Origin of the sequence: Nocardia sp. NPDC003269, assembly GCF_042888005.1 — a bacterium.
GTDB lineage: Bacteria > Actinomycetota > Actinomycetes > Mycobacteriales > Mycobacteriaceae > Nocardia.
On sequence record NZ_JBIAPA010000002.1, the window covers coordinates 248,620 to 261,612 of the forward strand.

Genomic DNA, 12,993 nt, shown 5'->3' on the forward strand with positions numbered 1-12,993 from the left:
TAGGACTATGAAGCCCAAGATTCTGGTCGTCGACGACGATATGGCACTCGCTGAGATGCTGACCATCGTCTTGCGCGGGGAAGGGTTCGACCCGCACGTGGTCGGCGACGGCACGCAGGCCCTGTCGGCGGTGCGGGAGATCCGCCCCGACCTGGTGTTGCTGGACCTGATGCTGCCCGGGATGAACGGCATCGACGTATGCCGTGTGCTCCGGGCCGATTCCGGCGTTCCGATCGTGATGCTCACCGCCAAGACCGACACGGTCGACGTGGTGCTCGGTCTGGAGTCCGGTGCCGACGATTACATCGTCAAGCCGTTCAAGCCGAAGGAACTCGTCGCCCGGGTGCGCGCGCGGCTGCGCCGTACCGAGGACGAGCCCGCCGAGCTGCTCTCGATCGCCGACATCGTCATCGATGTGCCCGCGCACAAGGTGACCCGCGGCGGCGCGCAGATCTCGCTCACCCCGCTGGAGTTCGACCTGCTGGTCGCGCTCGCGCGCAAGCCGCGCCAGGTGTTCACCCGTGAGGTGCTGCTCGAACAGGTCTGGGGCTACCGGCACGCCGCCGATACCCGCCTGGTCAACGTGCACGTGCAGCGACTACGCGCCAAGGTCGAGAAGGATCCGGAGAACCCGGAGATCGTGCTGACCGTCCGCGGAGTCGGCTACAAGGCCGGACCGCCGTGATCGGTACCTGTGAGGCGCCGCTGTGACCGACGGTCGACCTGCCGGTACAGCGTCAGCGCCTCCAGCGCACGACGGACGTGCGCACACCTTCGTCACGCAGTTGCGGCGATGGGCGGCCCCGGTCATGGCCTGGTTCCAGGCTGTCGGGACCGCGCTGGGCCATCTCTGGCGCCGGTCGCTGCAGCTGCGTGTCATCGTGTCCACGCTGACCCTCTCGCTCATCGTGATCACGATCCTCGGTGTCGTGCTCACCGGTCAGATCACCGACCGGCTGCTCGAGGCCAAGATCAACGCCGCCGTCGAGGAGATGGATCGTGCCCGCAGCACGATCGAGGGCAAGCTCTCCGGCGTGCACGACGCGAACAGTCAGCAGCAACAGCTCGCCGACGCCCGCGCCGCGCTGTCCAGCCGTGGCGGCACCGGCCAGTCCAGCGGCGCCGCCGGTAGTTTCGACTCGGCGCTGGCGATGGTCGGCGGCACGCCGCCGCAGGAACTCACCACCGGCCCCATCTCGGAGGTGCCGCAGGAGCTGCGCCGCTTCGTCCAGCGCAATCAGGTCTCTTACCAGTTCACCACCGTCGCCGACCCGGACGGCTATCGCGGGCGCGCGCTGATCATCGGCAGCCCGAGCGCCGAGGTCGCGACCCTGGAGATCTACCTCATCTTCCCGCTGGCCAGCGAGGAAGCGAGCTTGTCGCTGATGCGCGGCACGATGCTCATCGGCGGCGTGGTGCTGCTGGTGCTGCTCGCCGCGATCACCGCGCTGGTGACCAGGCAGGTGGTGCTGCCGATCCGGTCGGCGGCGCGGATCGCCGGTCGCTTCGCCGACGGCAGGCTCAAGGAACGCATGCTGGTGCGCGGCGAGGACGACATGGCCCGCCTCGCGCAGGCGTTCAACGAGATGGCCGAGAGCCTGTCCAACCAGATCACCCAGCTGGAGGAATTCGGCAATCTGCAACGCCGGTTCACCTCCGACGTCAGCCACGAACTGCGCACCCCGCTGACCACGGTGCGCATGGCCGCCGACCTCATCCACGGCTCCAGTGACGATCTCGATCCGGCGCTGGCCCGCAGTTCCGAGCTGCTGGTCAACGAGCTGGACCGGTTCGAGGGCCTGCTCAACGACCTGCTCGAGATCTCCCGGCACGACGCCGGTGTGGCCGAGCTGCAGGTGGAATCGCTCGACATGCGGATGTGCGCGCGGGCGGCGATCTCCACGGTGCGGCACCTGGCCAAGGAGGCCGGGGTCGAGGTCGTCATCGATCTGCCCGAGGAGCCGGTCGTCGCCGAGGTCGACCCGCGCCGCGTCGAGCGCGTGCTGCGCAACCTGCTCGCCAACGCGATCGACCACAGCGAGGGCAAGCCGGTGCTGATCCGGATGCGCGGTGACGGCGAGGCCAACGCGGTCGCGACCGTCGTGCGCGATCAGGGTGTCGGTCTGCGGCCGGGCGAGGAGAAGCTCGTCTTCAACCGGTTCTGGCGCTCGGACCCGTCCCGGGTGCGGCGCTCCGGCGGCACCGGACTCGGCCTGTCGATCAGCGTCGAGGACGCCAATCTGCACGAAGGCAGGCTGGAGGCGTGGGGCGATCCCGGCGTCGGCGCCAGCTTCCGGCTGCTGCTGCCGATGGTGCGCGGCCGCAAACTGGGCGCGAGCCCGCTGGCCCTGGAACCGATGCTGCGCAAGGTCCCCGCGCTCCCCGAGGCCGAGCCCGAACCGGTCGAGCCCGAACCCGGCGACGGTGAGTCGACCGAGCCGGGCGACCTCCGGACCGAGCCGACGGGTCCGAGCGCGATCCAGACCGAACCCGCGGGGTCGCCCGCGATCCAGCAGGATCCGGCGGGCTCCGGCGCGATCCGGACCGAGCCCAGCGGCTCAGCGGCGAGCCCGGCCGACCCGGGCGAGACCGGTGCCACCGAGGGAATGCACACCGAGCCCGGCGGAGGGGCAGACTCGAAGGCAGCACCCGTGGACACCGACGCGCCGCCCGCGTCGAACGGGCTAGCCGGCGCCGACGACCAGCCGATGTCCACCGAGACCGGAGACCGACAGTCATGACGAACGTGCGGGGTGAGCGCTGGGGACGGCGGGCCGCCGCGCTGGTCGCGGCCGTACTGGCCGGCGTGCTGGTGCTGAGCGGGTGCGCCAGCCTGCCGGAGTCCTCGGCGCCGCAGGCCCTCGGCACGATCAATCGCGCGCCGACCTCGGAGGGCCCGCCGCCGCCGACCTCCGGCCGCGACCCCGACCTGCTGGTCGGTGACTTCCTGGCGGCCAGCGCCGACCCGGCCAACCGGCACGCCGCGGCGCGCCAGTACATGGCCGCCGACACCGCGGGCGAATGGAACGACGAGGCGGGCATCACCATCGTCGACCGGCCCGACACCCTGCGCGAATCGCGATCCGGCGACAAGGCCAGCTACGTGATCCGCGCCCGCAAGGTCGGCGAGCTGGCCGGCGACGGCAGCTACCGGGCGGTCGAGGGCACGCTCGAGAACAAGATCGAGATGAGCAAGATCGACGGCGAGTGGCGGATCACCGAGCTGCCCGACGGCGTCGTCATGGATTCCACCGCGTTCGACAAGTCCTATCGCCGCTACGTTCTGCAGTACGTCGATCCGGGCAGTTCCGTGCTGGTCCCCGACCCGCGCTGGATCTCGGTGCCGCGCGCCCAGCTGACCGAGCGGCTGATCGGCATGCTCGGCGCCGGCCCGCAGTCGGCGATCGCGCCGGTCGTGCGTAATCAGCTCGCGCAGCCGGTGACCGTGCGCGGCCCGATCACCAAGGCCAGCAACGAGCCGGGCGAGGTCGGCATCGGCATCGGCGGGGTGCGCATCGATTTCGCCGGGATCGGTCAGCTCGGGCCGAAGGACCGCGAACTGCTCGCCGCACAGGTGGTGATGACGCTGGCCGGCGCCGACATCCTCGGCCCGTACGTGCTGCTCGCCGACGGCAAACCGCTCGACGACCGGTACGCCAACGGCTGGTCCGTCGCCGACCTCGACCAGTACAGCGCGTCGGCCCCCGGTCAGAACCGGATCGGCCTGCACGCCCTGCGCAACGGCACGCTGGTGCAGGTGACCCCGGACGGCATCGTCACCCCGAGTGGTTCCTTCGGCGAGGCGACCAATCTGCAGTCGGTCGGCATCTCCGCCGACGGCCAGTTCGTCGCCGCCGTCGCCGACACCGGCAGGCCCGCGCCCGAACCCGGCCGCACCCTGCTGATCGGCAACTACGGCGCCAAGGCCTTCGCCGTCGCCGAGGGCGCCACCATCGCGCGCCCGTCGTGGACCTCCGACGGCGGCGCCGCCTGGACGGTGCTCGACGGCGACCACGTCATCCGGGCGGTCACCGATCGTGCCACCGGCAACGTCACGGTCCAGGACGTCGACACCACGGCCCTGTTCGAGGGCTCGGGATCGCCGCGTCCGCCGATCAGCGAGGTCGCGGTCTCGCGGACCGGTGTGCGGGCCGCCCTGATCGCCGACGGCCGGGTCTACGTCGCGGTGATCGAACGCAGGCCCGACGGCAAGTACGCGCTCACCTCACCGGTGCCGCTCGCGCTCGGGCTGAGCAGTCGCGCGGTCTCGCTGAGCTGGGTCACCGGCGACACGATCATGGTGGCGCGCGAGGGCAATGTCGACCCGGTCTTCACCGTCTCCATCGACGGGTCCCAGTTCTCCGCGGTGACCTCGCAGAACCTGACCCCGCCCGTGCGGGTGGTGACGGCGGCGCCCGCCACCCAGTACGTCGCCGACTCCCGCGCCGTCCTGCAGTTGCAGACCGCCGACCCGGCCCGCAACGACCGCTTCTGGCGCGAGGTGCCCGGCCTGACCGGCGAACGCGTCGTCCCGGTGCTGCCCGGCTGAGTTGTCGGTGGGTGCTGTGATACTCACCCGCTATGAGAGCCCTGCTCGATCTGGTGCTGCCCGTCCACTGCGGTGGCTGCGCGACGGTGGGCGCCGCCTGGTGCCCCGGCTGCGCGGCCGAGCTGAGCCGGACCCCGGTGCGGGTCCGGCCGCGCACCGATCCCGGCGTCCCGTGCTGGGCGCTTGGCCCCTATCGCGGTGCGGGACGCCGCGCCGTACTGGCGGCCAAGGAGCACGGCAGGCGCGACCTGGCCGCGCCGCTGGGCCTGGCCCTGGCGCTCGCCCTCGACCGCCTGCGGGCCCCTGATCGCCCGCTGGTGCTCGTCCCGGCGCCGACCCGCTCGGCGGCCGCGCGGCGCCGCGGCGGCGACCCGGTGGCGCGCGCGACGGCCGCGGCCACGCGGTGGCTGATCGATAGCCGGAGCGTGCCGCTGCTGCGGATGCGGCGCGGCGTGCGCGACTCGGTGGGGTTGACGACACGCGAGCGTGCCCACAATCTGCGCGACAAGATCATGACGGTGACCCAGCTCGCCGACCCGGCCGTCATCGCGGCGAATGCCGAGGTAGTCGTGGTCGACGACGTTCTCACCACCGGGGCGACTGTCACCGAATCGGTACGCGTTCTTAGTCGAATCGGCGTACTTCCGTGCGCGGTTTTGGTGACCTGCGCGGCTTGACTCCGCGAAATTTGCGTGAACAGTGGCGCACTTGCCCGTGGCGGACTAGCGTCGCGGACACACACCGAACGACAAGTTTGGGAGGTGGCGCCGCGGACATCTGGTGCCGAGCGATTCCCGATCGGCACAGCTCAATCCCGCCGCACTCGCTTCTCGTGTGCGGCCATATCCGGGAGGTACGCGTGACGACTTCTTCACGGGCATCAGTGCGAGACGCTGACCCCACGGCACTGGCCGACAGTGCTGCCGACTCGACCGAGAGCCCGCACGCCGAAGTGGTGGTCTCCGGTCGGAATGTCGAAGTCCCCGACCACTATCGAATCTACGTGGCGGAGAAGCTCGCTCGGCTCGAGCGCTTCGATCCGTCGATATTCCTCTTCGATGTGGAACTTTTCCACGAACGCAACCGTCGTCAACGCAAGGCCTGTCAGCGCGTGGAGATCACCGCGCGCGGCCGTGGTCCGATCGTGCGCGCGGAAGCCTGTGCAGACAGCTTCTACGCCGCGCTGGAGTCGGCCACCCAGAAGATCGAGAGCCGACTGCGCCGCACCAAAGATAAGCGGCGCGTGGTGCACTACGGCGACAAGACGCCGGTCTCGGTCGCGCAGGCCACCGCCACGCTGGTGGACGAATCCCTGTTCGCCGCGCCGAACGGCGCCGCCGCGCACGCCCATGCCGAGGAACCCGAGCATGAGGAAGGCCCCGGCCACATCGTGCGCACCAAGGTGCACACCGCCACGCCGATGTCGGTGGACGACGCGCTCTACCAGATGGAACTGGTCGGGCACGACTTCTTCCTGTTCCACGATCGCGAGACCGACCGACCTTCGGTCGTCTACCGCAGACACGCCTTCGATTACGGCCTGATCCGACTGGCCTGACACCAACGCCGATCCGGGCACCCGCCGCAGCGGGTGCCCGGATCGTGTTCAGTCACCGAAGGTTTCGTGGTGCACGGCCTCGGCGAGCGCGCGACCCGACCGCCACCCGAACCGTTCCAGGTCGGGGACCCGCTGGAATTCGCGCACCGGCCCGACGCACAGCCAGGCCACCGGCTTGATCCCGGCGGGCAGCTCGACCAGCTCGCGCAGGAACTCCGGATCGTAGAACGACACCCAGCCCACGCCGACCCGCTCCGCGGTCGCCGCCAGCCACAGGTTCTGGATCGCCAGCACCGTCGAGTACACGCCGGTCTCCGGCACCGTCGCCCGGCCCAGGATCTGCGGTCCACCGCGCCGGTCGTCGTGGGTGACCACGACGCCGGTGCCGCTCTCGACGATCCCGTCGATCTTGATCGGCTCGAAGGTCTCGGCCCGCTCGGCGGGCAGCGCGTCACGGAACTCGACCCGCTTGTCCGCGACGTGGTCGGCGAAGCGGCGCAGCGTGTCGGGCTTGCGGACCACGACGAAGTCCCACGGCTGGGAGTTGCCGACGCTGGGCGCGCGATGGGCGGCGTCCAGGATCCGCCACAGGGTGTCGTCGTCGACGAGCTCGCCGGTGAACTCGGCGCGCACATCACGGCGCAGGCGGATCGCGTCGTAGACGCTCAACTGGTCGGCACACACGCCGACCAGTCAACCGCAGCCGGTCAGGCCACCGAGCGGCGGGCCAGCTTGCGCCCGGCGGCCAGCGCGGTGCGCAGGCCACGGCGACGGCCGGTCACCGGGTCGACGGTGGTGACGGCGTTGCCGCCGAACAGCTTCTCCGACTTGGTTTCCGGCGCGTCGTCGGTGGTGTGGCGCAGGTACTTGTTGGGCAGCGACAGCTTGAGGATCGTGCGCCACGACTTGAAGTACTGCACCGGCAGCGACCCGGTGGTGTAGGGCAGGTCGTACTTCTCGGCCAGCTCGCGCACCCGCACGGCGATGGCGGCGTAGTGGTTGCTCGGCAGGTCGGGGAACAGGTGGTGCTCGATCTGGTGGCTGAGGTTGCCGGTCATGAAGTGCATGACCTTGCCGCCGGAGATGTTGGCGCTGCCCAGCATCTGGCGCAGGTACCACTCGCCCTGCGTCTCGTTCTCGATGTCGGCCTTGGTGAACTTCTCCGCGCCGTCGGGGAAGTGCCCGCAGAAGATCACCGCGTTGGTCCACACATTGCGCACCACGTTGGCCGCCATGTTGGCGGTCAGCGTGCTGAAGAACGACGGGCCGGTGAGCAGCGGGAAGATCAGGTAGTCCTTGGCGGCCTGCTTGCCGATCTTCTTGAGCACCAGCTTGCGGTCGGCGTCGAACTGCTGCCACTCGGGCGAGTCCTTGGCCCACTTCTTCTTGGCGACCTTGCCCAGTTCCAGGTGCTGGATCGCGACGCCGTACTCGAACAGCATCTGCAGCAGCAGGTTGTAGATCGGGTTGCCCAGGTAGAACGGCATCCAGCGCTGATCGCGGGTGACGCGCAGCAGGCCGTAGCCGATGTCGTCGTCCATGCCCAGGACGTTGGTGTACTTGTGGTGCAGGAAGTTGTGGGTGATCTTCCAGTGCGCCGACGGGCCCGCGTTGTCCCATTCCCACGAGGTGGAGTGGACTTCCGGATCGTTCATCCAGTCCCACTGCCCGTGCATGACGTTGTGCCCGATCTCCATGTTCTCGATGATCTTGGCGGTGCCGAGCAGGGCGACGCCGGCCAGCCAGGCCGGGGGCAGGAAGCTGGCGAACAGCACGGTACGACCGCTGATCTCCAGTGCCCGCTGTAGGCGGATGACGTTGCGGATGTAGCGCGCGTCGGCAGCCCCCCGCGAAGATTCGATTTCGCGGCGGATCGCGTCGAACTCAGCACCGAGAGCTTCGACATCCGCGGCGGTGAGGTGCGCGTATTCCTTGACATCCGAGATCGCCATGCCGGTTACACTACCGTAGGTTACGAGAGCGTAGGTTGGCGATTTCGGGCCCTGATTGTGTGAAACGTCCTATTGCGAAATCGAAACTGAGATGTTATCTCAGCCGCGGCGCGCCTTACGCTTGGCCGCGCGGTCGCGCAGCGCGCCCCGCTCGTGCTTGGCCCGCTCACCGAGCGCGCGCTTGGCCTCGCGCAACGCCAGCTTCTCCTGCCGCGCCCGCGCCTTCAGCGTCGCCTTGGCCTCGCGCAGGACTTCCTTCTCGTGCCGCGCCTTGATCTCCAGCGAGACCTTCGCGTCGTGCAGCGCCGAGCGCAGGCCGAAGCGCTTGCCGGTCTCCGGATCGACCCGCAGCGCGTCGGGCAGCGAGATGCCGGTGAACTTGCGCTCCGAGGACGTCTCGGGGGCGTCGTCGGCCGTGCGCTTCAGGAAGCGGTCCGGCAGGGCCAGCTTGTGGATGGTCCGGAATGCCAGCAGATACTGCTTGCCCAGCGAGCCGGTGGTGTAGGGCAGGTCGTACTTGTCGCACAGCTCGCGCACCCGCACCGCGACCTCGGGGTACCGGTTGCTCGGCAGGTCGGGGAACAGGTGGTGCTCGATCTGGTAGCAGAGGTTGCCGCTCATGAAGGCCATCACCGGACCGGCCTTGAAGTTGGCGCTGCCCAGCATCTGCCGCAGGTACCACTCGCCCTGGGTCTCGCCGTCGAGCTGCTCGATGGTGAACTTCTCCGCGCCGTCGGGGAAGTGCCCGCAGAAGATCACCGCGTAGGCCCACAGGTTGCGGACCAGGTTGGCGGTGGTGTTGGCCTTCAGCGTCGACTTCCAGGCCGGGCCGGTCAGCGCCGGGTACAGCACGAAGTCCTTGACGACCTGACGGCCCGCCTTGCGGGCGAAGTCCTTGTTCGGCTCGGAGAGCACCTGCTTGGCCGGAATACCCGCCAGCTCCTTCTCGATGCCGAGGTCGTGCAGCGCGATGCCCCACTCGAAGGTGGCGGCCAGCAGCAGATTCGCCGCGGGCTGCACCAGATGCTTGGGGTGCCAGGCCTCGTCGCGGGTCATCCGCAGGATGCCGAAGCCGAGGTCCTCGTCCTTGCCCAGGACGTTGGTGTAGGTGTGGTGGGAGTAGTTGTGCGCCCGGCGCCACTGCGCCGAGGTCCCGGTCATGTCCCACTCCCAGCTGGTGGAGTGGATCTCCGGATCGTTCATCCAGTCCCACTGCCCGTGGCTGACGTTGTGCCCGAGCTCCATGTTCTCGATGATCTTGGCCACCGACAGCAGCGCCGTGCCGCCGAGCCAGGCCCAGCGGTTGCGGCTGCCGAACAGCACCGCGCGACCGGCCACCTCGAGCGCGCGCTGGGCGGCGATGGTGCGACGGATGTACTTCGCGTCGCGCTCGCCGCGGGAGGTCTCCACCGAACGGCGGATCGAATCGAGTTCTTTCCCCAGGGTGTCGATGTCGGCCGCCGTGAGATGGGCGAAGGCCTGGATATCGGTGATGGCCACCGGGGTCCTCTCTGTCGGTTGGCGGCTGGTCGCTCAGATATGGAGGCGGGCCGAGAACGGCGGCTGTGCCGCGTTCCCGGCCCCGGGGTTGCGCCGGTCGGCGCGAGGTAGGCCGAGACCAGCCGCTGTCGGCCATTCATATGGCCGACGCATGACTCCGAGGGTACCTGCTGTCCGAAGTGCGCGGGACGCTCAGATGTCGAGCGTGCAGTCACCCGCCGCGGCGGAGATGCAGGTCTGCACCTTGTCGCCGGGCTGACGTTCGTCACCATTGCGCAGGTCGCGGGCGTGTCCGGCGGACAGCGTGACCACGCAGGTCTGGCAGATGCCCATGCGGCAGCCGAACGGCAGCTGCACCCCGATCGACTCGCCCGCCTCCAGCAGGCTGGTCGCGCCGTCGGCGGTGATGGTCCGGCCGGTGGTGCCGAAGGTCACGGTGCCGCCCTCGCCGATCGCCGACCGCTCCACCTCGAAGCGCTCGACGTGCAGCTTCTCCGGGATTCCCGCTGCCTTCCAATGGTGTTCGATCGCGTCGAGCATCGGGGCGGGGCCGCACGCCCAGGTCTCGCGCTCCCGCCAATCCGGGTAGAGCTCGTCCAGGCTCGCCAGCGAGAACAGGCCCTGCGCGTCGGTCAGCTGCAGGTGCGAGACGAAGCTCGGGTGCTTGTCGTGCAGCGCCCGCAGCTCGGCCCCGAACATCACGTCGGCGTCGGTCGGCGCCGAGTGCACGTGCACCACGTCGGTCACACCGTTGCGCCGGTCCATCGTCCGCAGCATCGACATCACCGGGGTGATGCCGCTGCCCGCGGTGAGGAAGAGCACCTTCGCCGGCGGCGGCTCCGGCAGCACGAACCCGCCCTGCGGCGCGGCCAGGCGCACGATCGTGCCCGCGGCCACCCCGTTGACCAGGTGGCTGGACAGCTTGCCCTCCGGCATCGCCTTCACCGCGATGGAGATGAGCCGCTTGCCGCCCTCGCCGGTCCAGTCCGGCGGGCAGGTCAGCGAGTAGGACCGCCAGTTCCAGCGGCCGTCGATCAGGATGCCGATGCCGATGTACTGACCGGGCTGGTACTTGAAGTCGAAGCCCCAGCCCGGCTTGATCACCAGGGTCGCCGAATCGGCGGTCTCCTTCTGCACCTCGACGATCCGCCCGCGCAGCTCCCTGGCCGACCACAGCGGGTTGGCCAGGTGCAGGTAGTCGTCGGGGAGCAGGGGAGTGGTCACCCGGGCCACCGCGCCACGCAGCACGTTGAGCTTGCCGCCGCGGTCGCCGACCTGCGCGGCCGGTGCTTCGAGCCATTCCCGGAACTTGTTCATGACCATGCTTGCCGTTGTCTCCCTGTCCTGCCGTCGAGCCGCGGTGGGGCAGCTCGCTCGCAGCCAGGTTACGGCATCGTAGGTTCGGCGGCAGTGGCAGCGGCGCTCGAGGCTCTGATCAGGGAGATGTCACAGCAGATCGAGCAGGAAGGGCAGTTCCTGGGTGGCGTACCAGGCGAGCTGATGGTCCTCGGCGTCACCGAGGACGAACTCGGCGTCGGTATCGCCCAGATCGGCGGCGTCGATGACGTCGACGGCCTTGGCGACCTGCGGTTCGGCCTCGGCCAGGTCGACGTGCACCGACGCCACCTGGTCGTAGGTGATCGGTCCGGCCAGCTTCACCACCGCGTCGTCCAGGTCCGGCCGCAGCTTCGCGCCGGTGACGTCGGCCGCGATCACCGCGCGCCGGTAGACCGGGCTGCCCGGGGCGGCCGCCTCGCCCGCGGCGTCCTCGTCCGCGTCGTCGAGGCCGTCGCGCTCGCCGGCGAGCAGCCGCAGCGACGCCCTGGCCGCCTCCTGCATCGCGACCTCGGCCAGCTCGTCGTCGTCGCCCGCGGCGTAGGCCTCGCGCAGCGCGGGGGTCACCGCGAACGCGGTCGCGCCGAGCGGGAACACCTCGCGCTCGTCGACGAGCCTGCGCAGCATCGGGATCGTCGCCGGGATGTAGACGCGCAGCTTGCCGTTCTCAGATACAGGCACCGAGCAACTCCTCCATCGATTCGTGCACCGACGCGGCCAGGACGTCGATGTCGGCCATGGCGTCGCGGTCGGCGTTGAGTCCGTAGAAGACCTGACCGTCGTACGAGGTGAGCCCGAAACTCAACGTCTGATTGCGCAGCAGCGGCGATACCGGATACATCTCCAGCATGCGCGCCCCGCCGATGTACATCGCGGTCTGTGGTCCCGGCGCGTTGGTGATCACCAGGTTGAACGTGTTGTCGGCGAAGGTACTCGCCGCGCGCACGCTCATCGCGTGCAGGCTGGCTGGAGCGAACCCGGCCAGGTGTACCAGCGTGCGGGCACGCACACCGCGCCGCTGCCTGCCGGTGGCTTCGGTGGCGTGCGAGATGTGCGACAACCGCATCACCGGATTCGGCTCGCCCACCGGCAGATCGATCAGGAACGAGGAGACCTCGCTGGCCGGGGTCGGCTGGTCGCCGCCGTCGACGTAGACCGACATCGGCACCACCGCGCGCAGATTGGTCGACTCGACCAGCGCCTCGTTGCGCGAGAGCAGCCAGTTGCGCAGCGCGCCGGTGACCACGGCCAGCACCGTGTCGTTGATCGAGCAGTCGAAGTGGCGCCGGATGGTCCGGTAGTCCTCCAGATCGGTGCGCACCACGTCGAACCGCCTGCTGCGCGAGGTCCTGGCGTTGAGCGGGCTGTCGGCGACCCCCGAGGTCGCCGCGCGCACCGCGTTGGCCGCCGCCTTCACCGCCATCCTGGTGCCACGGACCAGCCCGAACGCGTTCGATCCGGCGTCGCGGGCGACCTCGTAGGCCTCGCGCGGCTGCGCGGCCAGCTGGGACAGCGCGCCCGCCAGCAGCTCCACGTCGGTGGGTTCGCGCGGGGCCCGCCACGCGTCGTCGGCCAGGTCGCGCGGCAGCGGGCTGTTGTCGAGGATCACGTGCCCGATCTCGAGCGCGGTGTCACCGTCGACGAGCGCCGAATGCGATTTGGTGAACACCGCGCTGCGCCCGTCGGCCAGGCCCTCGATGAGATACATCTCCCACAGCGGCCGTCCCTGATCCAGCGGCCGCGAGGCGAGCCGGGCGACCAGGTCGTAGAGCTGTTCGTCGCTGCCCGGACCGGGTAGCGCGGAGCGGCGGATGTGATAGCTGATGTCGAAGCGGCTGTCCTCCACCCACACCGGCCTGCCGAGGGCGAGCGGGATCTCGCGGACCTTGCGGCGGTAGCGCGGCACCAGGGGCAGCCGGGATTCGACCAGGTCGATGAGGCCGTCGTAGTCGAGGACCTGGCCGGTGGCGCCGGGTTCGGTGTTCTGGAGGATCGCGAGGGAGCCGATGTGGATCGGGTTGCTGCTCGACTCGAGCCGGTAGAACGACGCGTCCTGCGGCGTCAGTCTCGTGATCACGCGCTCCGATACTCCTTCCGGT

At 69.6% G+C, this 12,993-nt stretch carries 11 protein-coding genes; 5 read left to right on the plus strand and 6 right to left on the minus strand.

Features of this window, described 5'->3' with window-relative positions:
* Window positions 1-7 precede the first annotated feature (7 nt).
* The 5 genes from mtrA to hpf all read left to right on the plus strand — a co-directional run bounded on the left by mtrA (window position 8) and on the right by hpf (window position 6,107).
* On the plus strand, window positions 8-685 hold the full coding sequence (mtrA, locus tag ACFYWJ_RS11850) for an MtrAB system response regulator MtrA (RefSeq protein WP_019048752.1): 678 nt from the start codon (window positions 8-10) through the stop codon (window positions 683-685).
* A gap of 124 nt (window positions 686-809) precedes the next feature.
* Entirely contained in the window at window positions 810-2,741 is a 1,932-nt protein-coding gene (mtrB, locus tag ACFYWJ_RS11855; RefSeq protein WP_355276145.1) for an MtrAB system histidine kinase MtrB, read from the plus strand.
* Complete coding sequence (gene lpqB, locus ACFYWJ_RS11860) at window positions 2,738-4,549, plus strand: MtrAB system accessory lipoprotein LpqB (protein WP_355276143.1); 1,812 nt, start codon at window positions 2,738-2,740, stop codon at window positions 4,547-4,549. The genes mtrB and lpqB overlap by 4 nt, the downstream gene beginning before the upstream one ends.
* Window positions 4,550-4,581: 32 nt before the next feature.
* A complete protein-coding gene (locus tag ACFYWJ_RS11865; RefSeq protein WP_355276142.1) occupies window positions 4,582-5,226 on the plus strand; it encodes a ComF family protein in 645 nt (214 codons plus the stop codon).
* Window positions 5,227-5,408: 182 nt separating this feature from the next.
* Window positions 5,409-6,107, plus strand: coding sequence for a ribosome hibernation-promoting factor, HPF/YfiA family (gene hpf, locus ACFYWJ_RS11870; RefSeq protein ID WP_378825537.1), 699 nt, complete (start codon window positions 5,409-5,411; stop codon window positions 6,105-6,107).
* Window positions 6,108-6,155: 48 nt separating this feature from the next.
* Here hpf and bluB read toward each other — a convergent pair whose 3' ends face one another.
* The 6 genes from bluB to ACFYWJ_RS11900 form a co-directional block, all read right to left on the minus strand.
* A complete protein-coding gene (bluB, locus tag ACFYWJ_RS11875) occupies window positions 6,156-6,791 on the minus strand; it encodes a 5,6-dimethylbenzimidazole synthase (RefSeq protein WP_355276140.1) in 636 nt (211 codons plus the stop codon).
* Window positions 6,792-6,814: 23 nt separating this feature from the next.
* On the minus strand, window positions 6,815-8,059 hold the full coding sequence (locus tag ACFYWJ_RS11880) for a fatty acid desaturase (RefSeq protein WP_355276138.1): 1,245 nt from the start codon (window positions 8,057-8,059) through the stop codon (window positions 6,815-6,817).
* A 99-nt stretch (window positions 8,060-8,158) separates the two neighbouring features.
* A complete protein-coding gene (locus ACFYWJ_RS11885) occupies window positions 8,159-9,559 on the minus strand; it encodes a fatty acid desaturase (RefSeq protein ID WP_355276137.1) in 1,401 nt (466 codons plus the stop codon).
* A gap of 192 nt (window positions 9,560-9,751) precedes the next feature.
* Window positions 9,752-10,882 carry a ferredoxin reductase gene (locus tag ACFYWJ_RS11890; RefSeq protein ID WP_355276135.1) on the minus strand — a complete coding sequence of 377 codons (1,131 nt, stop codon included), beginning with the start codon at window positions 10,880-10,882 and terminating at the stop codon, window positions 9,752-9,754.
* A 123-nt stretch (window positions 10,883-11,005) separates the two neighbouring features.
* Window positions 11,006-11,521: a DUF6912 family protein gene (locus tag ACFYWJ_RS11895; protein ID WP_355276546.1), complete on the minus strand. Its 516-nt coding sequence runs from the start codon at window positions 11,519-11,521 to the stop codon at window positions 11,006-11,008.
* Between the two features lie 40 nt (window positions 11,522-11,561).
* The gene (locus tag ACFYWJ_RS11900; protein ID WP_355276134.1) at window positions 11,562-12,971 is read right to left on the minus strand and encodes a wax ester/triacylglycerol synthase family O-acyltransferase; all 1,410 of its coding nucleotides are present in this window, start codon (window positions 12,969-12,971) and stop codon (window positions 11,562-11,564) included.
* Window positions 12,972-12,993 lie beyond the last annotated feature (22 nt).

Excerpts from the sequence above, each read along its gene's own strand:
- mtrA (WP_019048752.1), top strand. The coding sequence starts at position 8 with ATGAAGCCCAAGATTCTGGTCGTCGACGACGATATGGCACTCGCTGAG.
- mtrB (WP_355276145.1), top strand. The coding sequence starts at position 810 with ATGGCCTGGTTCCAGGCTGTCGGGACCGCGCTGGGCCATCTCTGGCGC.
- lpqB (WP_355276143.1), top strand. The coding sequence starts at position 2,738 with ATGACGAACGTGCGGGGTGAGCGCTGGGGACGGCGGGCCGCCGCGCTG.
- ACFYWJ_RS11865 (WP_355276142.1), top strand. The coding sequence starts at position 4,582 with ATGAGAGCCCTGCTCGATCTGGTGCTGCCCGTCCACTGCGGTGGCTGC.
- ACFYWJ_RS11880 (WP_355276138.1), bottom strand. The coding sequence starts at position 8,059 with ATGGCGATCTCGGATGTCAAGGAATACGCGCACCTCACCGCCGCGGAT.
- ACFYWJ_RS11890 (WP_355276135.1), bottom strand. The coding sequence starts at position 10,882 with ATGGTCATGAACAAGTTCCGGGAATGGCTCGAAGCACCGGCCGCGCAG.
- ACFYWJ_RS11895 (WP_355276546.1), bottom strand. The coding sequence starts at position 11,521 with ATGCTGCGCAGGCTCGTCGACGAGCGCGAGGTGTTCCCGCTCGGCGCG.